The organism is Spirosoma sp. KCTC 42546, from assembly GCF_006965485.1.
GTDB lineage: Bacteria > Bacteroidota > Bacteroidia > Cytophagales > Spirosomataceae > Spirosoma.
In genome coordinates, this window is record NZ_CP041360.1 from 3,333,801 (window position 1) to 3,356,388 (window position 22,588).

Sequence of the window (22,588 nt, forward strand, 5' to 3'; positions counted from 1 at the left end):
CTAGTTTGGCGCATGATTAATTATAGTTTCAAGCATACTTGCTTACAATAGGTAGCCGCAAAATTTATGGTCTGTCAAAACAGGGCTGCCAAAGGCTACCAAGACAGTAAGCAATAAAACACGTAGCCAGTTAGGCTTAATTAAGCAGGCAAATACAGTTGGTTGAAACAAATAAAACGGCTTACTACGTTAACTTTGGGTAAACGATAGGAATCATATTCGGTTGAGGTAGCAGGAATAGTCAAGCCTATTCCGATTTAGCGACACGACTTTTACTAGACCGCTTTTTCGGATCACTTATGCATATTGGTTTGATTGGTTGTGGGCTCTGGGGCCAGTTGATTTTAAAAACGCTGACGGAATTGGCTGTGACTGTTACCGTCTGTGATACCGATCCTGACATACGTAGGCAAGCTCTCCAACTGGGGGCTTTAGATGCTACGGCTTTTGTCGATACACTACTCTCTGTCGATGGGCTGATTATAGCCACACCCGCTTCAACGCATTGTGCTGTGCTGGAACAGATTGCGCCATTTGGCAAACCTATTTATGTAGAAAAACCCCTGGCCATCTCTTACCAGGAGGCACTCCGCATTGGCCGATTACCCTTGCCGCCCACCTTTATGATGCATATCTGGCGGTATCATCCTGGTATTGAGCTATTGCAAAAAATTAGTCAATCTGGTGAATTGGGAGAATTAGTACTGCTGAAAACTACCCGCTATAACTGGACAAGCCCACGCACTGATACTGACACGCTTCGAACGCTAACTCCGCATGACCTGTCTATTCTACTGCATATTCTGGGTCAGGTACCAACGCCAAAAGCAGCACTGGCCGAACGACATAATGGACAAATACGAGGCCTAACGGTATTGATGGGCGATAAGCCGGGCTGTATAATCGACGTGTCGACCCGCTATTCGGATAAACGACGGGAGGTGCGGCTCCATGGTACTGCAGGTGTAGCTGTATTGGCCGATGAGCGGGCCAGCGCCGTCGATATTTGGTACGGTACTGACCAGACATCGATCAGCCAGCGCCGGCACGAACGTCGTTTATTCGATTCAACAACTCCCTTACAACTTGAGTTGAGCGCTTTTATCGGTTATCTGAAGGGGGGACCTCCACCTATCAGTCCGTTAAAAGAAGGTATTGAATTAATGCGGATACTTGAAGAAATAGAACGGCTTACCTAACTACCTGTCTGCTCGAATGAACGAATCTATTCTGGCCACCATTATTTTACCTACTACCGCCGACCGGGGGATTTTGTTGCCGTTATGCGTAGGAAGTATACAACGACAGACGCTACAGGCCTTTGAGTTGTTTATCATCGGTGATGGGGTTGACGAGGGTACTCGAGCCGTTATTCTTGACTTGATGCGGGAGGATGGACGCATCCATTTTTTCGATCATCCTAAACACCCCCGCCGGGGTGAACTATACCGACATCAGGCACTACAGCAAGCGCGTGGCTTTTTTGTTGCGTATATCTGTGATCGTGATCTATGGTTATCTCATCACCTTCAAACCCTTGCCAAACACCTGAGTACGGCCGATTTAGTTGCCACAAATTATTATTACGTTCGGCGTAACCAGCAGTTGTTTCTGCCCTATTTGCCCGTCTCTCCGCAACAGGCAACTGTCCTTAGCATTTTATCGGCAGCAGGGCATCGGCTTGACTTTTACAAAAAACTGCCTTACGGCTGGCGGACAACCCCAGTGAACCGTCCAACCGATCTCTATATGTGGGAACAGATTATAGCCCAGCCCAATTGCCGGTTTGCTATAGCCTGGCAGCCTACTCTCTTATATTTCAAACGAAATGATCATCCTGGTTGGCCTACCGCTCAACGCTATGAAGAACTGGCCCGCTGGACTGCAATAATGCAAACACCGGTAGAGCTACAATCGGCTATAGATCAGGCTTTGGCTAGTTTGTTTTGTGAGAGAAATCAGTTCAAGCGGAGCTGGATACTTGTTCGAGGAAAACGCTTGTCCGATTTGCCTGACTGGCTTAGGGGTAAAGTTCAGCGTTGGCTAAAGAGACCATCAGATCCGTCAGCAGAGGAAAGCTGGCTGCCCGATCCGATAGAATCGGATCGCTGATTCCCCAGGGGATGTTTAGGGCTGGGTCGTCCCAGCGACAACCCAGATTATCATCTTGAGCATAGGTACTATAGCATTCCGAAACAGCTTGTAAATGGATCGAAGGGGTGAGGAAATACCAGCCATGTAAGAGGCCAGCTGGAAAAATAAGCGCCTTCATATCTGCCCCGAATAGCTCGTAAAGGGCGTATTGCTGATAGGTGCGCGAATCGGGGCGGGCGTCATACAGCCCAACCCGGCAATGTCCCTCAAGTAAGCAGAAGTATTCATCATGCCGTTGGTGAATGTGCAAACCTCGCAACACATTCGTTCCAGAACGGACTATACTCCATTGCGCGGGGGAAATCCCTACTCCCCATTGTAAAGCAAATGTTTCCGTAAATGACCCCCGCTGATCAGCTATTTCATTGAGTTGCCTTAACTCAACTCCATCCAAAAGTTTTCCTACAATTAATCTGGAAGTCACGGGTAAACTCGGCGAATGATTCATGAATAGGCTTTTTGTCTGCCATTGACACGCTAGCAATACTACTCATAAGTTTGGTGATTTGACCCATAGTTAGCAGGGTATTTTGATGAATAGTTACATTTATTGTAAAAAATATTGGATTGAGGTAGTAGCGTCAACTAATTTTTGGAGATCCAGTATGGAGTTACGGTAGGCTTATCTTCCAAGGTTAATGGACAGCTCATTAGGTGTCAAAAGATAGTCGGTCTGCAAAAAAAGTAGGCAAATAGAAATATGCTTGCCAGCTAATAACTATTTCCGTAGCTTACATAGGCAGACTTACGGCGGTTTCATTGAGCCTATTTGTAACTCAATTGACAACAAAAGTCCTGCATTACACCTGTTCGCTCCCTATCATTATGACCTGCCAGACCTGCGGCCATCATAACCAGGAAACGTTTTGTCCCAACTGTGGGGAAAAACGTTTCGACCCACACAGTTTAACCCTCAGTCACGTGGCTGAAGAAGTAGTTGAGAGTTTTACCCATGCCGATCATACACTGCTAAGGACGCTAAAAGCCTTACTGTTTCGACCCGGAAAGCTCACGGTTGAGTATGTAGCAGGTCGGCGGGTACATTATATGAAGCCATTAGGCCTATTTTTGGTGGTTAATCTGGTGTTTTTTCTGTTGGCTACTTACAATGCGTTTAACCAACCGCTAAGTAGCTTTCTCAATTATAACAACTATACCGTTTTTGGTACCAAAGAAGCAGTGCAGCAGGCACTGACTAGCTCAGGCCAGACGCTGGCAACTTTTCAGCCGATATTCGATGCGTCTATGAAAGCCAGTTCGAAAACCTATCTCATCATACTGATTCCACTGTTCGCGCTGATGTTTGGCGTGTTGATGTGGTCTGCCCATCGGACATTTATTGAGCATCTGGTCTTCTCGACACACTTCTTGAGTTTCGTATTGATCTTTTTTTTACTTCAGCAGTTCCTTGTCGTATTACCCTTCATCTGGATAATTGGGCAACTCCAATGGGAGGCCCGGGGAGATCTGATAGCAAGCCTTATTGGCCTGGTTTTTCTAGGCTTCTATCAGGCCCGCGCGTTTAGGCGATTTTACGGCACTGGTACGATCTGGTCTGTCTTTGCTGCCTTATTGAGTACCGTGTTGTTTGCTGGGGTGATCATGGCTTACCGACTGATCCTATTTTACAAAATACTGTACTTGACTCATTCATAAGCGTGCTTATTTTCCATAGTATCACACCAAAACTCAATCGCCATGATAAAAAGGAGGTTAGCTTGTTTCTACCTGATAATCGTCATGCTTTACCAGGGAAGGTCTGTTTTACGTGCTCAAAATAATACGCTGAACCAGTGTTTTGAAGAGCAAATCAATGCCAGGCACGCGGTAGTCACGAATAAATTGCCTAATCAATCTGCATCTGCATTGGGTGTACTTTTCGACCCTACACAGCAAAAGCTTCAGCAGATTGACCACGATTGGGCAGAATGCGTGAAAGGCCATCCTATACCTCTATCCACCTTTAAAACTCTCACTGGCGAATCCTATGATTCAGCTTCGTTAGCGGGTAAGATTGTCGTAATCAATTTCTGGTTCATGGGATGTGCACCCTGTCGGTCCGAAATGCCCGCATTAAATAGACTAGTAGATGAGTACAAGGGCAAAAATGTTCTCTTTCTCGGTTTTACTCCTGACAGATCGGCTTCGTTAAAACCCGATTTTTTTCAGCAGAATCGATTTGATTTTACCATAGTCCCTGATGCTAAAAACATGGCAAGTTCATTCCATTTCATGGGGTACCCAACTACCTATGTAGTAGATCAACGAGGTATTATTCGCGAAGCCTGGCTAGGAGGGGGTGGACTCAATAAACTTTATCCTTATTACAAAGCTAAAACTGCCATCGACACATTATTGCTGATGAGTAGTAAGTGATCTCCTTATCAGTAATGGAATTGTATACGTATGGTAAATGTTTCATGACTAGCTTACTCTCAGCTAATTTAATCTTAATAGAGCTAAGCTGATGAATAGTGATTGAAATGACAGCAACTCATTTTAAACAGATAATCCGCATAAATTCTAAGCCAGAGCCCGTTTCTCATGTTCCGAATTGACTACCCCAAAATCAATTAAATCATCAATGGGTTAAACCACATCAGGTTGTTTTGTGCCCATACGCCACATATGTGTGGAAAGTCTACTCCTTTTTCCACAACTTCTATAGTATGTTGAGGAATCGCTAAAAATGTAATTAACTGACTATCAGGAATATTAGGATGATATTAGTAGTTTGGCACAATTTGCGCTATAGAATAAGCAACATAGAATCAGCTAGCTGCCAGCAACCAAAGGCAGTGTATTTATAGATTGCATACTCAACGTTAAGAAAACTGAAAGAAAGAAGCCTGGCAATAGTCAGGCTTCTTTCGCTTTAAGCAGAGTACGCATTTACTACAGCGGTGCTGATTACGCTAGGTAAATGAGACTAATTACTGATACAGTCGTTGGTTCTTTTATGGCCGTTGTTTCTGTACGAATCAGCTCAGGAAGGTTGTGCAGCCATATAGAATTTTTGAGTATATTTACTCCTAAAGGATGATTGAATGGGGCGGGGCTGTATCTAATGATGAAAAAAATAATCTTCTTTCTGGGGCTGGGTTGTTCTTTGTTTACAGCCTGTCAACCGTCTGTAGAAGCTTCGACAGCCTATAATGTAGCTGGTGTCTACCAACTTGTTGGATATACCACACCGACTATAGGAGATGATAATCCCACTGGCACTGTAAGTGCTACTCAGATTGATGGACAACACGTCAATCTGGTGGTTAAAGGGACATCGGGCAAAGTGAAAATTACTTATTTATATAACAACGTTTATGTAGTTAGTGCTAGTCAGGCCATTGCAGGCCAGGATACGTATAGCTTACTGTATAAAGGTCACCAGATTGGGGTGGCAGGCAATGACGCCATCAGCCGATATGTAGAGTTATACCCCTCAACAACAATCACTCTAAAAGGGATAGAGTTTTAAGTGGATAGCCAATCGAACCATAAGGTATAGGCTCAATAATTGCCATTTATGCCTGACTGCTAGCCAACAGTATAAATAGCTTTTTAATCTCTTTTTAATGTTACTACCCATGTGATGCATGGTGTGATTGGACGGGAATAAAAAATGCCGACTCGGATGGGTCGGCATTTTTTGTTCGTATGGTACTGATAGGTTTATTTACGAATGTTAGTTTCCGCGTGCATACATAGTGAAGTAAGACGAGACAGCTTACCAGTATTTATTTGCTTGGATGGAGTCAGTACGTTCTTGGGTACTAGTTAGGTAGCTATCAGCCAAATTAGGGTAGAGCCCTAAGATGGTGACCACTTCACGCCAATAGTCGTACAAGAACCAGTGCAAATTCAACGACTCCGACTCGTCAATTTGCTCGAAGGCGGCAAGCATGGCCCTGTCCTGGAGGGGGTGAGCCTTTTTAATGACAAATCTTAACCCAGAATATATAGCATTCAACTCCAGGCGGCTAAACTCGGCACCCCACTGCCGGGGCGGAATACCCGGAAAGACTACCTCCGTGGCAATGAATGTCTTGATGTATTCTTTCAGTAAATGGATGTTTATGGGAGAGGCCATGACGATTGTAGTTTTTTGCATGAAACGATGCCAAAACCTTGCCAATACTCCGTTTTTATGAGTGAACGGATAAATATTTGCCATATATTTTCGAGTCACTAAAAAACTGTATATCTATAGTTTACGCCTTTTAATAAACTATTAATAATGATTGACTATTTATATGATATTAATTACAAATAGATCTTGCCTATCCTTATAATTTCGTGTATCCTGTTTAATTTCTTTGTTAATAAAATAGTCGCCATTAAGCCAATACCCAGCCCAATGTCTACCAAAAATCAGGTGTTAACCAGCTATTACGTATATAGTACAAAGTAAGTTTTGGAATAATACCTTCCGTGTATAGGAGCTATTTACATCCTGTTCGACTAATCAGCCCAGTTTGGCATATATTGGCGAATAGAATGTTCATACCTTTGCAAAGTAACTTGAGCAAGCTATTCTATTTAATAGAAAACAAAGCGTAAGCATGAATATGAGTAGGAGCAGCCATGAGCAGGTTTTTATTAGCAATACGTATTAGTTGTAGTCTATTTCAATAAAGTAAATCATAATGACAAAATCTGCAGATATCGGCTTAATCGGTCTGGCCGTAATGGGTGAAAATCTTGTGCTTAACATGGAAAGCAAAGGGTTTACCGTAGCTGTTTTCAATCGAACAGTTGAAAAAGTGGACAAATTTATCAGCGGAAGAGGGGCCGGGAAAAACTTCATTGGTGCCCATTCTATTGCCGAATTGGTTGCTTCTCTAAAACGCCCTCGTAAGGTGATGTTACTGGTAAAAGCCGGACAGCCCGTGGATGATTTTATTGAACAGATCATCCCGCATCTGGAACCGGGCGACATTATCATTGATGGCGGGAATTCTTATTTTCCAGACACCATTCGCAGGACCAGGTACGTAGAAAGTAAAGGGTTTCTTTATATTGGAACCGGTGTTTCTGGTGGAGAAATTGGCGCATTACACGGCCCTTCTATGATGCCAGGTGGTAGTGCGGATGCGTGGCCAGCGGTGAAAGGTATTTTTCAATCAATTGCAGCCAAAGTAGACGATGGTACGCCTTGCTGCGATTGGGTAGGAAAAGATGGTGCCGGTCACTTTGTGAAAATGGTGCACAATGGGATCGAGTATGGCGACATGCAGATTATTGGCGAAGCTTATCAGATCATGAGAGATCTGCTGGGGATGAGTGCTGATGAGATGCATGAGGTATTCAAAAAGTGGAATACCGAAGAGCTGGATTCGTATCTGATTGAAATTACAGCCGACATCATGGCCTACAAAGATGAAGACGGTACACCGATGGTGGATAAAATCCTGGATACCGCTGGGCAAAAAGGAACAGGTAAATGGACGGGAACGGCCGCCCTTGATCTGGGTATTCCACTAACTCTGATTGGTGAGTCGGTATTTGCTCGGTTTCTATCAGCGCAAAAGGAAATGCGGGTGGAGGCCTCGAAAGTGATCAACGGACCCAAGCCCGAATTTAGTGGTGACAAGGCGCAATTGCTGGACGATTTAAAAATGGCTCTTTATGGTGCCAAAATCATTTCGTACGCGCAAGGGTACAATCTGTTTATGGCAGCTGCCAAGGAGTATGACTGGCAACTGAATTATGGTGATATAGCCCTAATGTGGCGGGGTGGTTGTATTATCCGCTCTGCCTTCCTCGGTGATATCAAAAAAGCATTTGATACCAATCCTGCCCTCCCACACCTATTGCTTGACGATTTCTTCAAACAAAAAGTAGAAACAGCCCAGGACGGATGGAGACGGGTGTGTGCTGCTGCCCTACTCAACGGTATTCCTGCTCCTGCACTCACCTCGGCACTTTGCTATTTGGATGGTTTCCGTAGTGAATGGTTACCGGCTAATCTGTTGCAGGCACAACGAGACTATTTCGGTGCGCATACATACGAACGGATCGACAAGCCACGTGGACAGTTTTTTCATACGAACTGGACAGGAGAAGGGGGAGATACGGTATCGACGGCGTATAATAGCTAACCGAGTAGGCCGTCTCAAATTTTACAGGTTACTGTTCCAGTCATTTTGGTTTGACTGAATTGAATGCTGCTGATTTACTGATACAGAAATCAGTAGCATTCAATTTTAATCCCTGTGATTTACGGTAGTCTGCACATATTGTTCAATAAGAGGTAGGGCTGTTTCCACCTCCTTAATATACTGCCCAACAAGCGGAGATATAGCCGCAAAATCTTTCTTTGCCCCAATCAACGCTTCCGTTTCCAGAATTAAGCGGGTAGCTTCGCTCATTCCGAGCATTTTTGTGTGCACTTGTTGGGTATGAATGATTCGTTTTATTTCGTCTATATCCTGCCGATCTAGCGCTAGCTTGAGTTGGTCAATAGCCGGTGGAGTCTCCTCCAGGTAGATGTCCAGTAATTCGATGGTTAATCCCTGATCATTGCCTACGGCCTTTAGGAGTGGCTCAACGGAGAAACTAGTGGTAGGTGGAATAAGCGGTCCGTCTACCGTTGAAGTTGAGTCATCTGAAATCTTGACGGATAGATATTTTCGCAATAACAGCTGGAGTTCTTCCATCTGGAATGGCTTGGGAAGAAAATCATTCATACCCACTTTAAGGCATTCTTCCTGCTCACTAGGTAGGGCATGGGCAGTCATGGCAATAATTGGGATTGTACTTTTCAGTTTTGACCGGATCTGGCGAGTTGTTTCGTATCCATCCATAACGGGCATTTGGAGGTCCATTAAGATCACATCAAATGAATTTCCGTTTAGCAGATCCAGCGCCTTTTGCCCATCCGCGGCAACTTGAGCCTGATAGCCTAAGCGCTTTAGGACTTGCAGAACTAGTTTTTGATTCATTAAATTATCCTCGACGACTAAAACACGCACATTTCCTTCGATGGGCGTTGTTGTGGAAACAGGAGCCTGATGAACGCTGATCTGTTCTTTGGCAATCAGGTAAGGTATCTCCACAATAAACTGGGATCCTTTGCCTGGGGTACTTGTAACCGTAACGGAACCTCCCTGTAGTTCGGTCAGGGCTTTGACGATGTTAAGGCCTAATCCCGTACCCCCGTAATACCGGGTTGTAAAGTCATCCGCTTGCTGAAAACGCTCAAAAATAGTTGGTAACATATCCGGGGCAATACCAATGCCTGTATCCTGCACAATGAAACGGACACGTACAGATTCGCTGGTTGCCTTTTCTCCTTGTTCAACACGCAACGTTATATGCCCATGCTTGGTAAATTTGATGGCATTGTTGAGCAGGTTGAGTATAATTTGAGTAAGCCGGGTGGGATCGCCTAAGAAAATAGTTGGTAGGTCTGGGTCGACCTTAACGATCAACTGTAAGCCTTTATCAGAAACGGAAGCTTGACACATCGACCTGAGCGAAGCGGTGAGCATCTGGATACTGAATGGAATGGATTCCAGTTTAATCATTCCTGCCTCAAGCTTGGATATATCCAGAATATCATTGACAATGGTCAGCAGATTCTTACCCGCCGTTCGGATCAACCGAACAAACTCTTTCTGGTCCTGATCCAAAACTGTGGTATCCAGTAATTCAGAAAACCCAAGCATTGCATTTAAAGGCGTCCGAATTTCATGACTCATGTTGGCTAAAAAATCCTCTTTTACCTTTGCCGCTTTCTCGGCTATTTTCCTGGCTTCCTGTAATCGCTTTTGAGACTGGACGCGCTCACTAATGTCGATACTCGATGTAATTACATACTGTAATTGTCCCTGTGCATCATAAACGGGCGAAGCCGTACTCAGGAGTTGAATCGCTTTCCCATTTACCCGAAATTCAAGATCATCGGCCTGGGCTGGTTCACCTTTTAGAGCCCGGAAAGTAGGTCGCTGCTCAATCGGATAAGGCTCACCCTCTGGATAGCGGAAGAGCTGACCCCTGTTAAGTGCGTCTGAATAAGTAGTAAACTCTGTAATGTTATCGATTAATTGAGAAGCTGCCTGGTTGGCATAATAGAACTGACCATGTTGATTAATGATGACAACCGAGACAGGTACTGCATCCAGTAATTTCTTGGTTTGTTGTTCGCTTTCAGTAAGCTGTTGGTTAAGACGGGTGCTTTTTTGTAAGGATTGAAAAAGCATATAAATAGCCCACAGGATCATAATTAAAGCCGTAATGGCTCCAACCAGATTGCTGATTGTGGCATAGGAAGCAGATCGTTCGCTTTGGGCTACTCGGGTTTCGAGTAATACATTTTCGTAGCTCTCCGTTGCTTTTAATACTTGATAAAACTGGCTACTAATGCTCAAAAAATGTGCAATGGAATCCAGGCGAGGCTTCCCCTGTTGAATGCCACCGGCTTTAAATAAGGAGCGGCTGCTAGCCAGTTTAGACTGAAAAAGGGTATCCAGTAGTTGTAAACGCTTAGTCTGGATCGAGTTATCGATTGTCAGGACTTGTATGCTTTTGAGCTGTTTGGTCATTTCATGACTACTATGCTCAAAGTCTGATTTGAAATAGGGGTTGTTACTCTGCAAATACCCGCGCAAATCATTATCCATATTGGTTAGCAAGGCGAGTATACGTTGGGTTTTATTGAGCACCAGATAGGTATGCACTACCCAATTATTCATTCCGATTAATCGATAGATCGTCTGCCGTGCGTTGATACCAATGAGTACGGTAATCAGTAAACCCAGAGCTACCATGAAGGAGATGCGTCGGTTTCGGTTCATGCAATGACAGTCTAGTGGAAGCAGGCAAAAGACCAGTAAGCCATTAAAAAGCCTTGTTGGGCAGTTTAATGAGGAACGATACTGGCGCTATGTAAAGTAAACTGAAATAATTCGAAGCGTTTATGAAGTTAACTTAAATCGTAAAAAGAAAATATTTATTCTATAATAAATTTATAAAAATAGAATATAGTATATAATTAATTTACTTTTTGTGTGTGAACAGAGATGCCTACATGTAGGATAAATAAAGAAATAACGGTGAGGGGCTTTACTAATAGCACAAAATTGCTGGACGCAAATTAATAGGGAAACATAATTTTAGTTTAGTGCCAGGAATGTGCACGCCACCAGTATTGGGAGATTTTTAAACCCATGAAAGTAGTGCCACTGTATACGAAATCTTTTCCTGAAGCGCCATAAAAGTATCCTCCTGGAATTCTTTATCCTCATTAACGACGGAAAGCCGTAGCTCGTTTAATCCATTCCTGGTGTACTGGTCTAGCATAGCCCATATAGATGCCAGGCGGAGGTTGGTTGGATTAATCATCATCAACTGCTGAAATAACCCTTCTAGACGGCCTATTGCAAAATCAATTTCCAGATAATCAGCCTGGACAGTAAGCGCCTGAATGTACACATTCTGAGCCATGACCTGAGCCATCAGAGTAAACATATAAGTACTCGTTTAAGTAAAGCTGATACATTGTTTAGGAGAATTATCAAACAGGAGCTCAATTTAAAGCAGCCAGGGTCCTTTCATGTTGATCTTGCAGTTCACGTAATCGCTGTTGAAGTTGTTTCTTTTCCTCAAGAAGTGCCACGTTCAGGTGCAGCGAACGATTCATCTGATCAGTAAGTCGACAGAGCCGCTTCGTGTAGGCTAATTCAATTTTCTCTTCCTGATAGATATCGTGTTGATTATGAATGATTTGCTGAACGATTCGGGCCAGGTAACCTGCCCAAAAGGCGACGAATATTGCTAGAAAGATCATAACGTAAGAGACGTTTTATCTGACTAAGATACGACTAGCTTTTTGTTTATATTATTTGCTATATGTAAATATTTAGTGACCTTTTGATTTTAATCAGTCAAAACTATATCCTGTATCCCAATAAATTGTTAATAATGAATACCAAAAGTCTCCATTCGATCATTCTCAATTATATACTTTGTGCCCTGGTTGTCCTTTCGGCAATCGTCTTCGGATTACTGGTAATTCTTTAATATTCTGTCGACCTCAAGTTGAGCCTTATGGTATATAGCGGCTGAACGTCGAGTTTGAAAAAGATAGAATATCGGAAATCGCTTTGCCTGATAATGGGAAGAACGTAACAAAAAAACAGGCGAGGAGTCTCGAATGAGCGGAGTAAAGGAATGACCCGCAAAAGTTTACGGGTCATTGACCAAACTTAATCTTTACTTACAAATAAGGCCTTTAGCTATCCGGGTTAAATCAATAGAATTAGCCGATAGGATAAGGTAATACCGATAAACATTTCCTTCTTTTCGTAAACGTTACTAAACCAGAAGCACTCAAGTCAGGCCCACTTCCAGGCTGTTTAGACTGGAATGGGATCAACGTTTTTTAAGATAACTAAATGGAATTCGTGGTAGAGGTACCAAACAAATTAGTCCTAGTGCTGAATTGCCTTTTCGGCCGAGTCAATTAAGTAGGGGCGAGGATTGAATTGAAACTACAAGTGCATGTAATCCAAAAAACGCTGGCTCTACGAGGGCTGGCGTTTTTTTATGAATCCAGGTGCCTGCACTTTTCGTTGATACCCTTATATACATTGAGTATGAGTACCGGCTTCGCTAAAGCCATCCGCACGTTTGCGGCTACTTGACCTGGTATTTTTGGTGATTAAATCTGCTCAACGATGAAAGGGTATCTAGTGGTTTTGTTGTTGGTAACCCTCAGTACTGGTACTCCCGCATTTTCGCAAGATAAAATTGAGGGAATTGGCCGGTTTAAGATCGGGAAGGCTAGTCGTAGCCTTGTGCAGGCTATTGCCACTGAGACGGGAATGCCAATAGAAACAGTTGATTCAGCTATTAAAACAGAAAAATCGACCCAAAGTCAAATTGTAGAAATTAAATCAAATCTGATTACTAGTAAGGTCTCGCATACACCCCTCCACGCTCCAGTATGTGAACATGTTCGGGTATTTTACATCAATAACTTCCGGGAGGCTGGCATTGAGCTTAAATCGGTATACTTATTCTTCAAGGATGACATACTCATAAAGTTTACCTGTTATGCAACATCTCAGTTGAATAGCGCTATGGAATTAAGCTATGGACAACCAGAGGTTACTATAACAAAATTATATTCAGACTGTGATTTAGATGCTAAAAGCTTCCTTTTGACTTGGGCTAATGGAGGTATAACTGCTACATTAAGCTTACTGGTAAACTATGATGTTAACTGCCGGAAACGAGTGAACCAGGAATTTAGCATTGCTCTAAAAGAAAACTGTGCAGATTGCTGTGAAGAGATTGTAAACATTGAGAATAAGTAATACATAGGGGTGTTACTCGGCAAGCAGACTTGTAGAGTGAACGGAAATATGGGATTATAATACTACTAATCAATGAAAAAACCACTACTAACAGGTGTTTGGCCACTCATTGTTGCCATTGGGCTCGTTTTGCTGTACTTGTCCATGAGGTTACTTTTTTAAGCAAGTTTGATTTGTTTGGGTCACTTTGTTGGCTTTCTTCGATTTTAATATTCTCTCCTCATAGTCATATGTATCCATATCTTATGGGATTATTGGTCAGTAAAAGGTCACAGTTACATGGATAGGATTTTACTGTAGATATAGTAACTTTAACTACCGTCTAATAAATTTTAAGTATCTTAATGTGAAAATGAAGACGTAGAAATATATTAAAATACCTGCATGTAATATCCTTATCTATCGACATAGGATAGATAATTGTTATTCAGGTCACTTACAATTCAATTTGAGTGCCGTTCTGGCGATAGTGTATATATAGTACGATAAAACCTTTTATAGCACCAAGCTGGTTTTGTAACTGTACTCATTATCTAGCCCATAAACTAGCACTTTCATGAAACGTACTTCATTAACAGCTAATCAGCTGCAACAGCGGCTTGGTACTAACCCACCACTTGATACATTTGAATCCCTCTATAATCAGTATGTTAACAAGGTTTATAGAACATGCTTGAGTATGACAAAAGATGCTGAGATGGCACAAGATTATACCCAGGATATTTTCATCAAAGCCTTCGAAAAGTTTGATTCATTTCAAAATCGTTCTTCTTTCTCTACCTGGCTTTATTCAATTGCCTACAACTATTGCGCTGATCAGCTTCGCCTGGCCAAACGATTACCAACAACCACGTGGCAGCCAGATGACATGGCCCATGACAAGCCTGATTTACCCGAAGCCCAGCTCCATGAAGAAACACTTCAACTGGTTCGGCAGGCGATGGAGACACTTTCTGTTGAGGAACGTGCACTGCTTCGCCTTAAATATGAAGATGGGTTGACCATTGATGAGATTGCTCACTTGTACATGATTAAACCCAGTGCGGTAAAGATGCGACTTAAGCGAAGTCGCCACAAAATACAGCTTCTATACGCTAAGCACTATATGGTATAAGTGATTTTGTTGATCGTTATCACTGATTATGCCTATTCAAACTTGAATGCTATTTGTATGTATTCATCCTTAGAATAGATGTACTTCTTAAATCAGTTCATATGGAGACCTGGTTAATGGGTCTGAGTTCTAGAGAAATAATATAGATTAGCTATTTATTGTACCAAATATGTTACTACTTGGTACAATATTTGAATATAACATTTCTGATTGCTTTATATTGGACATATAGGCAGGCTCTGTAAATGCATTGGAAAAACGCTGATTCTGATAGGGTCAGCGTTTTTTGTGTGAGAGCCTGTTTGATGTTTGTTTCTTTTCGCTTATTAGAAGCTGTAAATCACCTGAGTTTGCACACTTAACCGATACGAGTGGAGAAAAGTTAGCGGGTATGAGGCAAATAGTTATTGAGGGTTGGGTTTTTGCGTGAGCTCATAGTAGCTTGGTTTGTTAAATCTAGAGCTGGAATTGAATAGGCATCCCGAAATTCCCTTCTAGTAAAAGCGCTGGTTTATGCTCTGTTAATTAATAATGCAACTATAAATATGCAACATAAAACTATAAAGTTAGTTATATTGCTACCTAACTTACTATACCATGAGAAAACTACTTACTATAAGCCTATTAACCTGTATATCCGGTTGTCAAATTATAGCTGTTAGCGCATCATTTGGTCAATCCATCTACAAAATTAAAGCGAATATTATCGGACTGGGTAATCGTTCGGTGGTTGTACGCTATACGCGACAAGGCATGTTTATGAATGACACTGTAAAAGCCCATCAGGGGCAATTTATTCATCAAATGCCAGTGACAGATGGAAATATTGCTACGCTAGTGCTTAATCCATCTACCCAACTGTCTATTTGGCTCGATGCGCCAATTATCTCAATTTCAGGTGAGTTTGGCCCACATACTACCCTTACGTGTACAGGTACACCAGAAAATAATATAATGGAGCTTTACCGTGATAAAGTTGAAAAGCCCTATAAACTTAAAAAGGAGGGGAAATCAAGTGCCGAAGCTGACCCTATTGTTCTGGAGGAATACCAGGCGACCCGCCAATTTATTAAGCAGCATCCTGCCACCCTAACGGCGGCTTATTTACTCTATTGGCAAGCTATGTATGACATTACCATTTTTGATCAACTTGATAAATTGTTAGCAAGTTTGAGCCCACCAGTAAGAAGCAGCTATTGGGCGCAAAAAGCCATTACTCGACTATATAATGTTCGTCACCGACCTCGTATTGGTAGAAAATTGCCCTTATTTAACTTGCCTGATGCAAAAGGTAAGCTTGTATCTCTAAATTCATTTAAGGGTAAATATGTACTACTTGACTTTTGGGGTACCTGGTGTATTCCGTGTATACAGGGAATACCTGAATTAAAAGCAGTACATACAAAATTTGGGGACCGTTTAGCTATTGTAAGCATTGCTCTTGAACGGCCAACTGACCGAGCGAAATGGCTAAAGGCCATTGACCGATACGGCATGACCTGGATACAAACAGCTGAGTTTACGAGTGCTAAAAGTGGAATTAATGAACTATATAATCTTGTTGAGTATCCCACGTTGCTATTAGCTGACCCTAAAGGAATTCTAATAGCCAAAATAAAGTATGGGGAACGAATAGAAGATAAAGTTCAGCAGCTACTGGACAACTAAACGCTCAGTATAGCCCTGAATAAATTGGCAATTCACTACGCTTAGCTATCCCTAATTTCTGCTTCTGTAAAGCTAGAATCACGAAATTAGTAACCAAATCATTCATGATAAATTGACTAACAGCAGTTGGACTTGGCCTAACAGCAAGCTACCTATAAATCTAAGTATGAGCTAGTTTATCGAGCTCTAAGGAGTTGATGACTGCGGTGTTAGGTAGGAAATACTGGAAAAGCCTATCGTTTTTGATAACTTTTTGACCGTTTCGTCGAGGGCTATGAAGCCTGCCTTTTCAATTCCACTACCAGATCCTTTATAGCTCAAAGGCACATTGGTATACTTATAACTCAGGATCTCAGCATCCCCCTGCCCACTAAAAACAGCAATATTGTCTTTGACCTGAACAATCACTTTGAGCGAGATGGCGTCGGCAGCGTCACTCATCTTTTTATACTCTGTGATCAAATACCCTTTATTCTTATCAAATTGGTCAATAAAAAAACCTGCCGTTTCAAGTCGAAAGGAAATGATATCCAGCAAAGCTGAATCAGACAAGGTGGCAGCTACTTCAATCCGATGGGCTCGTTTAGGAATGCTTGCTTTTTGTGAATAGCCCGCACTAGCAAGTGAAAAGAATACCAGGGTATAAAAGTAGCTTTTCATGAAATAATGAGGTTTCTGGCAAATATAATGCCCAAGCCTATAGCTTTGACCATTCCAGGATGCTGATTATAGAATCAGCAACGCATTCCTTTCTCGGTATAGCGGGATTCTGATCAGATTGCATAACTACTTGAAAAGGCTAGCCGTACTAATTAATGTGACTTTTTGTTTTTGTTTAGGAGAGTATAGTGGACTAAAAGGTGGTAAATTCAAGATTATATGCCTTTTAGTAAATTTATCATAGGAGATAATGTTAATAGGGTGACAAAAATTCTATGAGAACGTCTAATATGGTAACATATTAAAACTCCTTTTTACTAAGCCATTTTCGACCCATGAACAACAGGACTAGACCTACTATTCAGGATGTGATAGACATAGCTAAGATGTATGTTGAGCAGGGGATAAGCCGGGAGGAAGCCATTCGCCGGGCTATAGCCGCCAGCACGCCTATTGGCAACGAAAAGTAAAACCGTGCCATATTGATAAAAAGTAACACGTCAGGAACCTGTTGACTTCCGGAAATTCACCGTTTTTGTACACCCATGTAGTTAGACTGAATCGCTCGCCAGACGATATGCTGGTGAGAAATGTGTACAGCTGTTGAATTTCACTGCCGTGAAAAATCTGAATGTGATGACATTGTCAGCTACGGAAGCAGGCTGATTGATAGTGATAATAATCATTCTACAGCCTGACCGTCATTAGATTAGTGGCTCCATTACTGAGGTAGTTTTGATAACTACATTTCGAAGAAAGCCACTAATGCTATGAAAAAACTTGTATTTCCAACCGACTTTTCAGAAGCCTCTGTTCTGGCCTTACCAGTAGCTGCACAAATAGCCAGAACACTTAGCCTGGAACTGCATCTGGTGCACGTACTCTCGCCCCGATTCCAAACTACCAATGCACAATATGGGGCAACGCTAAGCCGCCTTGAACATTCCTTCGATGAACTTCAGTTGCAACCTTATCTAAGCGGGATACAGGTGCATGCACATGTTATTACGGGTACCTCGCCCGCCGATTTGCTAAACGATAATCGGTTTGCAAAAGCTGACTTGATAGTGATGTCTTCGCGAGGAGCTACCGGCTTAAAGGAAACGTTGCTTGGCTCCCATGCTGAACACTTGATACGGTCGGCCAGCATGCCCGTGCTGGTACTGAAAAAAGCACCAGCCTCCGTTGGCTTTAAAACGGTTGTATTTGCATCTGACTTTACCGATGATTATGGGGATTCAGTTGATTTTCTGCAAACCTTGCTCAGCAAGTTTGACAATGCAGTTATCCATCTATTATTTGTAAATACCCTCAGCCGTTTTGAACAGACTTCTGAAGTGAAAGCGCGTATGGACACTTTTGCCAAAGAGCATAAGTTGGATGGATGTACGTTTAATCTACAGGATGACTTTGAAATTGAAACAGGTTTGCTCAGTTTCGCCATGGAGAAACAGGCGGATCTTATTGTACTCGGTACGCATGGTCGGCGTGGGCTTCGTCATCTGTTTTCAGGAAGTATAGCGGAAGATGTAGCAAACCACGCATCTATTCCAGTATTGACGTTACCACTCAAGTCGGACCCTATCCGGATACGTGTTTTGAGTGGCCCGGCTCCTGGCATGATTTAAATTCAGTCCCAACAAATTGCCCGCAGTAGTTAAGAACAACGAGCTTTTTGTTGACTAGTTTGACCAACTGGTCTAACCTCAACGAACGGGTGCTTTATCTTGATTGAATAATGCTGCTAATTTATTGTAAGTTTACAATTTTCATAAGTGTAGTACAAAATTCACATATTTGAATAACTTGCACCAAAATGGTTAATTAACTAAACGGGTATACCTGCCATTTTTCGTATACGGCCATCAACTGCCTCCTTCTTCTTAGGTAGCTGGTTTGTGCGAAAAGACATTGGTCATTAACCGACATTGTTTTTTAACGAACTACATGGAATGGGTGCATTGGAACAATCAGATAGCTCACTGGCTGCTCAGGAAGTTACTCGTGGTAAAGACTGCCTTTCCTTATATGATCGGTATAGTGCTTTAGCGTATGGAATAATTTTGCAGATTATTCCGGAACCTGAGTTAGCTCAAACGGTATTAATTGATTTGTTTACATCATCACAGCTAAGGCCTTACGCAGAAGAGGCTCTCCTGGGAAGCCGTGATATTATTCGTTTGGCCAGAGCAAAAGCACTCGAATCAAGACCTGAAAGGTTAACAAAGTCCCTGGCTATTCAGGACTCTATAACGAACGATAGTTTAGGGAAACTCGTTTTTGATTTGTCGTTCTATAGAGGATACTCAATCGGGGAAATCGCAACTCAATTGCAGCTCACTCAAACGAATGTATTGACTTTGATTCATGATTATTTTAAGCAGCAACGTTCGTCTTAACTGACTTGACTTTGAAGAACTATCAATATTTAACAAGCGGTGTTCTGGAGGGGTATCTGTTAGGGTTGGTTACTGGACAGGAAAAGGAGGAGCTAGAGCGTATACTGGCTACGGATGAAGACGTTTTGTCTCAGTTAAAGGAACTGGAAAGAGAAATGGAAGCCTATTTTTTGCAAAACGCCGTTCCACCACCACCAGGTATTCGGGAAAAAATTGAATTGCGTATTAGCGAAATAGAGATCAAAAAATGGGTGGAGCCGGCCTCTACCCATTTTACCCCGCCGACATCAGAACCGCGTTCAAATGAACCCCATTACGTACATGTTGACGTTGATAATACACATATCCGTGTTCATAAACACTGGAAAACGGCCTTCATTACCATCTTTATCCTGTCCAAGCTATTTTTGATACTTGGCCTTTATTTTTATTTCAAATCAACTAGTCTGGAGCAGGAAGTTAACCGACTTAAGATTGAAACCCAACAAACTGAACAGTTGCGTCGTTGACAAATCCAGGAAATCGTATGTTGTCTAGGAATGAGTTACTATTGGTTTCCAACAGTAGTAGCTGGTGCTAAAAAGGAAGAAGCCATTGAATGATTGCGCGTTTTTTGAAAAAGTACTAATCTTGGAAATGTACAGACGATATACGGCTCTTACGAACGTTTCTTGATGGTATTTTAAGGCGGTTATCAGCCAAGTTGCTGTGGATTGTCGAACCCAATTTAGGTTAAGCTTGTATTGAATTTGGGAAAGGTTGGTCGTTTACCAGTCGTAATTTCAGTAGAGTACTACTTGATGATGATTTACAAAATTGGCGTCTTCTATCGTCATTAGCTCAACAATTTCTCGCCAGAACCTGCTGGTAAACCCCTGAATTTGTTGGGGCGTGTAATCAACCATTTCAAACTCCCTAATCATACTCTCACGCGAGTAAGGATCGACTTGTTTAATAATGAGCGACAGAGCAGTATAAATCTCGTATAGTTCGGCATTGCTGAACGGTGTTTCCCACTGTCGGGCCTGTACAGTGGGAAATATAGGCTTTGTGGTAAAACGGGAATTGATGTATTCCTTTAGTAAGTCTGATGGATTGTGTTGGCAGATCATAATCGTTATGTAGATAATAACGAAACCAATTACCAAAACCTTGCCAATTTTGAAAACAGCCGCTATCTAAGAAGATAACGGCTGTAGAAACCTACCAAAGTATGTACCACATACCATGCGGCTTTACGAGTCGTTTAATCTGTTTGTTTTGCAACTAGAAAGAATAACTAATTCTTGTTCGTTTTCGTGGAGTGGCCATTGCTCATCTTTCTTTTGCTGCTATTTTGGCTTCGGCTAGCATTGGTTTTTTGTTGGGATGAATTTTGATTAATAGCCGCTGACTGATTAGCAATTGGACTGCCGCTCTGACCGCTGGCTCCGTCGTTGGTTGCACTACCATTTGTAGAACCGTCGACTGTTGAACTGCTTGTTGAGGGATTACCTGGCTTACTACGAATAGCCGCACTACTCCCAGTGGTTCCTGAACTATTTTTACCACTGGCACCTGATAAACCATTTTGCGAGGTTGAGGGTATTGTGCCATTGCGAATCCCGCTCGTGGAATTAGTTGCCTGGCCTTTGGCGTTAAAGCTAGCTATCGTGAATAACAAGGCTCCTAGTAATAGGCTCTTTTTCATATGTCCTGTTGATTTATATTTTCTGTTCATCATATAATGTAGTAAACAACTGTGGCAGAAAAAGAAGGATTAACTGAGCGTACGGTATGGCATTGGTAGAAGGCTATGCGACACCTCCTGAGTAAGCGTGAAGCCCAGTAGAAAATGAACTAATCGGAAGTTGTTCTTTCTTACAATCGTGATCACACAACACAAAAAAAGCCCTTCGGACTTTCCGAAGGGCTTTTTTTGTGTTGTAGTGCCTATAAGTAGTCTACAATTCGTTTTCCAGTGATGCCATTTTGTAATTCCCGGCGTATAACCGCCCGTCGACGACGTGGGTGGGTTGATACATACTTTACACGCATTTTAAGGGTAAAACTTACCAGCATGTAAACACCGAACAAGCAACCCAAAATCACGATGGACAGCGTATTGGAAATATTACGGTGTAATAACAGGAACGTAATTGTATTGAATAAGGATGCCCCGCAGAGTACAGCGGTTGCGCCTATATGAGAGAGCCCATTATCCAACAGAATATGGTGCATGTGATTCCTGTCAGCTGAGAAAGGTGACCGACCTGCCAGTATCCTAACCAGAAAAACCCGTAACGTATCGAAAATTGGGACGATCAGGATTACGATGGCAATTATGGGGGCATTGAAAAAGGCAGTTGGTTCATAACGATACGAAGCGTTTAGGCTAACGAACCGTACCGCAAAGAAAGCCAGCATAAAACCAATAATGAGTGAGCCAGTATTGCCCATGAAAATTTTACTGGTTTTCGAGAAATTAAATCGTAGAAAACCCAGCAGAGCGCCTGTTAGCGTGAAGGCTAAACAAGCCATTGTAAAATGATTTGTTAATAAAAACCAGCCACCAAATGTACCACTGGCAATGGTTGCAATACCACCCGCCAACCCATCGATTCCATCAATCAAGTTAATTGCATTTGTAAGCGTGATAAAAATAAAGCACGTCAACAAAATACCAACTACTATATCAATGTGATGAAACCCCATAATTCCGTATAAATAATCCACGCGCAAGTCGCCAAAGAGAATCAGGATCATGGCGGCCAGCACTTGAAATAGTAACTTTTTGGCGGGGTCAATGCCAACTAAATCGTCTTTGATGCCGATAAAAAACAAAATTGTCATACCAACAATAGACAGATTCGTCCGGTAGATTTCGGTCTGATCAATACTAGGCCATAAGAAATAGGCAATCAGGATAGCAGCAAAAATGGCAATGCCACCAAAGGTTGGAGTAGGGGTAGAGTGAGACCGACGTTCGCCGGGCTTCTCCATAAGCGATTTTAGCTCGGAAATCTTAATGATAACGGGAATAGCTATCACAGAAACAAAGCAGGCAACCAGAAACGCAAGGATACACTGATAGAGCCCGAGCGTAAACAGGTCGTCACTGAATTTATGCTGTAGATAGGCAATAAATAAATCAATATTCATAAGGCAGGACGTTTAGATATTGTTTCCCTTTCGGGGTTTTCATAAACAACTCGTCGAGTAACGCTACCTGGGCCGTAGTGGTCATGAATTTCGGCTAGGAAAGGAGCGTAAAATTTTTGGGTTTAGCTAATCGC

General features: G+C 42.3%; 22 protein-coding genes. 13 read left to right on the forward strand and 9 right to left on the reverse strand.

From position 1 onward, the window contains the following. Positions 1–299 precede the first annotated feature (299 nt). Together EXU85_RS13585 and EXU85_RS13590 are read left to right on the forward strand one after the other, a co-directional pair. Positions 300–1,199: a Gfo/Idh/MocA family protein gene (locus EXU85_RS13585; protein ID WP_142772600.1), complete on the forward strand. Its 900-nt coding sequence runs from the start codon at positions 300–302 to the stop codon at positions 1,197–1,199. 16 nt (positions 1,200–1,215) lie between these two features. After that, positions 1,216–2,112, forward strand: coding sequence for a glycosyltransferase family A protein (locus tag EXU85_RS13590; RefSeq protein WP_142772601.1), 897 nt, complete (start codon positions 1,216–1,218; stop codon positions 2,110–2,112). Here EXU85_RS13590 and EXU85_RS13595 read toward each other — a convergent pair. Next, positions 2,021–2,602, reverse strand: coding sequence for a dTDP-4-dehydrorhamnose 3,5-epimerase family protein (locus EXU85_RS13595; RefSeq protein WP_142772602.1), 582 nt, complete (start codon positions 2,600–2,602; stop codon positions 2,021–2,023). The genes EXU85_RS13590 and EXU85_RS13595 overlap by 92 nt on opposite strands. Before the next feature lie 473 nt (positions 2,603–3,075). Between EXU85_RS13595 and EXU85_RS13600 the strand changes: the two genes are divergently transcribed. The 3 genes from EXU85_RS13600 (at position 3,076) to EXU85_RS13610 (ending at position 5,629) form a co-directional block, all read left to right on the forward strand. Beyond that, a complete protein-coding gene (locus EXU85_RS13600; protein WP_168207790.1) occupies positions 3,076–3,810 on the forward strand; it encodes a DUF3667 domain-containing protein in 735 nt (244 codons plus the stop codon). 84 nt (positions 3,811–3,894) lie between these two features. Then, entirely contained in the window at positions 3,895–4,530 is a 636-nt protein-coding gene (locus tag EXU85_RS13605) for a peroxiredoxin (RefSeq protein WP_168207791.1), read from the forward strand. A 691-nt stretch (positions 4,531–5,221) separates the two neighbouring features. Continuing rightward, a complete protein-coding gene (locus EXU85_RS13610) occupies positions 5,222–5,629 on the forward strand; it encodes a hypothetical protein (protein ID WP_142772605.1) in 408 nt (135 codons plus the stop codon). 249 nt (positions 5,630–5,878) lie between these two features. On the opposite strand, the gene EXU85_RS13615 is transcribed toward EXU85_RS13610, so the two are convergent. Continuing rightward, entirely contained in the window at positions 5,879–6,241 is a 363-nt protein-coding gene (locus EXU85_RS13615; protein WP_142772606.1) for a hypothetical protein, read from the reverse strand. A gap of 556 nt (positions 6,242–6,797) precedes the next feature. On the opposite strand from EXU85_RS13615, the gene gnd reads away from it, so the two are divergent. Beyond that, positions 6,798–8,252 (forward strand): decarboxylating NADP(+)-dependent phosphogluconate dehydrogenase, encoded by a 1,455-nt coding sequence (gnd, locus tag EXU85_RS13620; RefSeq protein WP_142772607.1) that lies wholly within the window; start codon positions 6,798–6,800, stop codon positions 8,250–8,252. A 105-nt stretch (positions 8,253–8,357) separates the two neighbouring features. Here gnd and EXU85_RS13625 read toward each other — a convergent pair whose 3' ends face one another. The 3 genes from EXU85_RS13625 to EXU85_RS13635 all read right to left on the reverse strand — a co-directional run bounded on the left by EXU85_RS13625 (position 8,358) and on the right by EXU85_RS13635 (position 11,941). Next, positions 8,358–10,949 (reverse strand): ATP-binding protein, encoded by a 2,592-nt coding sequence (locus EXU85_RS13625; protein ID WP_246859552.1) that lies wholly within the window; start codon positions 10,947–10,949, stop codon positions 8,358–8,360. Positions 10,950–11,313: 364 nt separating this feature from the next. After that, the gene (locus tag EXU85_RS13630) at positions 11,314–11,622 is read right to left on the reverse strand and encodes a hypothetical protein (RefSeq protein ID WP_142772608.1); all 309 of its coding nucleotides are present in this window, start codon (positions 11,620–11,622) and stop codon (positions 11,314–11,316) included. Between the two features lie 58 nt (positions 11,623–11,680). Then, on the reverse strand, positions 11,681–11,941 hold the full coding sequence (locus EXU85_RS13635; protein WP_142772609.1) for a hypothetical protein: 261 nt from the start codon (positions 11,939–11,941) through the stop codon (positions 11,681–11,683). Positions 11,942–12,830: 889 nt separating this feature from the next. On the opposite strand from EXU85_RS13635, the gene EXU85_RS13640 reads away from it, so the two are divergent. The 3 genes from EXU85_RS13640 (at position 12,831) to EXU85_RS13650 (ending at position 16,254) form a co-directional block, all read left to right on the forward strand. Further along, complete coding sequence (locus EXU85_RS13640; protein WP_142772610.1) at positions 12,831–13,472, forward strand: hypothetical protein; 642 nt, start codon at positions 12,831–12,833, stop codon at positions 13,470–13,472. 556 nt (positions 13,473–14,028) lie between these two features. After that, on the forward strand, positions 14,029–14,586 hold the full coding sequence (locus tag EXU85_RS13645; RefSeq protein ID WP_142772611.1) for an RNA polymerase sigma factor: 558 nt from the start codon (positions 14,029–14,031) through the stop codon (positions 14,584–14,586). Positions 14,587–15,183: 597 nt separating this feature from the next. Then, positions 15,184–16,254 carry a TlpA disulfide reductase family protein gene (locus EXU85_RS13650; RefSeq protein WP_142772612.1) on the forward strand — a complete coding sequence of 357 codons (1,071 nt, stop codon included), beginning with the start codon at positions 15,184–15,186 and terminating at the stop codon, positions 16,252–16,254. A 186-nt stretch (positions 16,255–16,440) separates the two neighbouring features. On the opposite strand, the gene EXU85_RS13655 is transcribed toward EXU85_RS13650, so the two are convergent. Further along, a complete protein-coding gene (locus EXU85_RS13655) occupies positions 16,441–16,914 on the reverse strand; it encodes a hypothetical protein (RefSeq protein WP_142772613.1) in 474 nt (157 codons plus the stop codon). A 335-nt stretch (positions 16,915–17,249) separates the two neighbouring features. On the opposite strand from EXU85_RS13655, the gene EXU85_RS35980 reads away from it, so the two are divergent. The 4 genes from EXU85_RS35980 (at position 17,250) to EXU85_RS13670 (ending at position 19,822) form a co-directional block, all read left to right on the forward strand. Then, positions 17,250–17,384: a hypothetical protein gene (locus EXU85_RS35980; protein ID WP_256366041.1), complete on the forward strand. Its 135-nt coding sequence runs from the start codon at positions 17,250–17,252 to the stop codon at positions 17,382–17,384. 300 nt (positions 17,385–17,684) lie between these two features. Beyond that, positions 17,685–18,542, forward strand: a complete 858-nt coding sequence (locus tag EXU85_RS13660) for a universal stress protein (RefSeq protein WP_142772614.1) — start codon at positions 17,685–17,687, stop codon at positions 18,540–18,542. A 324-nt stretch (positions 18,543–18,866) separates the two neighbouring features. Next, positions 18,867–19,313: a hypothetical protein gene (locus EXU85_RS13665; protein ID WP_142772615.1), complete on the forward strand. Its 447-nt coding sequence runs from the start codon at positions 18,867–18,869 to the stop codon at positions 19,311–19,313. Positions 19,314–19,324: 11 nt separating this feature from the next. Continuing rightward, positions 19,325–19,822 (forward strand): hypothetical protein, encoded by a 498-nt coding sequence (locus EXU85_RS13670; protein WP_142772616.1) that lies wholly within the window; start codon positions 19,325–19,327, stop codon positions 19,820–19,822. Between the two features lie 273 nt (positions 19,823–20,095). Here the strand turns inward: EXU85_RS13670 and EXU85_RS13675 are convergent, their stop codons facing one another. The 3 genes from EXU85_RS13675 to EXU85_RS13685 form a co-directional block, all read right to left on the reverse strand. After that, entirely contained in the window at positions 20,096–20,425 is a 330-nt protein-coding gene (locus tag EXU85_RS13675; protein WP_142772617.1) for a hypothetical protein, read from the reverse strand. 167 nt (positions 20,426–20,592) lie between these two features. After that, a complete protein-coding gene (locus tag EXU85_RS13680) occupies positions 20,593–21,003 on the reverse strand; it encodes a hypothetical protein (RefSeq protein WP_142772618.1) in 411 nt (136 codons plus the stop codon). Between the two features lie 242 nt (positions 21,004–21,245). Then, positions 21,246–22,454 carry a glycosyltransferase family 4 protein gene (locus tag EXU85_RS13685; protein ID WP_142772619.1) on the reverse strand — a complete coding sequence of 403 codons (1,209 nt, stop codon included), beginning with the start codon at positions 22,452–22,454 and terminating at the stop codon, positions 21,246–21,248. Positions 22,455–22,588: the final 134 nt, after the last annotated feature.

What these genes read in the sequence shown, in the direction of transcription:
- EXU85_RS13585 (WP_142772600.1), top strand. Translation starts at nt 300, where the DNA reads ATGCATATTGGTTTGATTGGTTGTGGGCTCTGGGGCCAGTTGATTTTA.
- EXU85_RS13590 (WP_142772601.1), top strand. Translation starts at nt 1,216, where the DNA reads ATGAACGAATCTATTCTGGCCACCATTATTTTACCTACTACCGCCGAC.
- EXU85_RS13595 (WP_142772602.1), bottom strand. Translation starts at nt 2,602, where the DNA reads ATGAATCATTCGCCGAGTTTACCCGTGACTTCCAGATTAATTGTAGGA.
- EXU85_RS13605 (WP_168207791.1), top strand. Translation starts at nt 3,895, where the DNA reads ATGCTTTACCAGGGAAGGTCTGTTTTACGTGCTCAAAATAATACGCTG.
- EXU85_RS13610 (WP_142772605.1), top strand. Translation starts at nt 5,222, where the DNA reads ATGATGAAAAAAATAATCTTCTTTCTGGGGCTGGGTTGTTCTTTGTTT.
- EXU85_RS13615 (WP_142772606.1), bottom strand. Translation starts at nt 6,241, where the DNA reads ATGGCCTCTCCCATAAACATCCATTTACTGAAAGAATACATCAAGACA.
- gnd (WP_142772607.1), top strand. Translation starts at nt 6,798, where the DNA reads ATGACAAAATCTGCAGATATCGGCTTAATCGGTCTGGCCGTAATGGGT.
- EXU85_RS13625 (WP_246859552.1), bottom strand. Translation starts at nt 10,949, where the DNA reads ATGAACCGAAACCGACGCATCTCCTTCATGGTAGCTCTGGGTTTACTG.
- EXU85_RS13630 (WP_142772608.1), bottom strand. Translation starts at nt 11,622, where the DNA reads ATGTTTACTCTGATGGCTCAGGTCATGGCTCAGAATGTGTACATTCAG.
- EXU85_RS13635 (WP_142772609.1), bottom strand. Translation starts at nt 11,941, where the DNA reads ATGATCTTTCTAGCAATATTCGTCGCCTTTTGGGCAGGTTACCTGGCC.
- EXU85_RS13640 (WP_142772610.1), top strand. Translation starts at nt 12,831, where the DNA reads ATGAAAGGGTATCTAGTGGTTTTGTTGTTGGTAACCCTCAGTACTGGT.
- EXU85_RS13645 (WP_142772611.1), top strand. Translation starts at nt 14,029, where the DNA reads ATGAAACGTACTTCATTAACAGCTAATCAGCTGCAACAGCGGCTTGGT.
- EXU85_RS13650 (WP_142772612.1), top strand. Translation starts at nt 15,184, where the DNA reads ATGAGAAAACTACTTACTATAAGCCTATTAACCTGTATATCCGGTTGT.
- EXU85_RS13655 (WP_142772613.1), bottom strand. Translation starts at nt 16,914, where the DNA reads ATGAAAAGCTACTTTTATACCCTGGTATTCTTTTCACTTGCTAGTGCG.
- EXU85_RS35980 (WP_256366041.1), top strand. Translation starts at nt 17,250, where the DNA reads ATGAACAACAGGACTAGACCTACTATTCAGGATGTGATAGACATAGCT.
- EXU85_RS13660 (WP_142772614.1), top strand. Translation starts at nt 17,685, where the DNA reads ATGAAAAAACTTGTATTTCCAACCGACTTTTCAGAAGCCTCTGTTCTG.
- EXU85_RS13665 (WP_142772615.1), top strand. Translation starts at nt 18,867, where the DNA reads ATGGGTGCATTGGAACAATCAGATAGCTCACTGGCTGCTCAGGAAGTT.
- EXU85_RS13675 (WP_142772617.1), bottom strand. Translation starts at nt 20,425, where the DNA reads ATGATCTGCCAACACAATCCATCAGACTTACTAAAGGAATACATCAAT.
- EXU85_RS13680 (WP_142772618.1), bottom strand. Translation starts at nt 21,003, where the DNA reads ATGAAAAAGAGCCTATTACTAGGAGCCTTGTTATTCACGATAGCTAGC.
- EXU85_RS13685 (WP_142772619.1), bottom strand. Translation starts at nt 22,454, where the DNA reads ATGAATATTGATTTATTTATTGCCTATCTACAGCATAAATTCAGTGAC.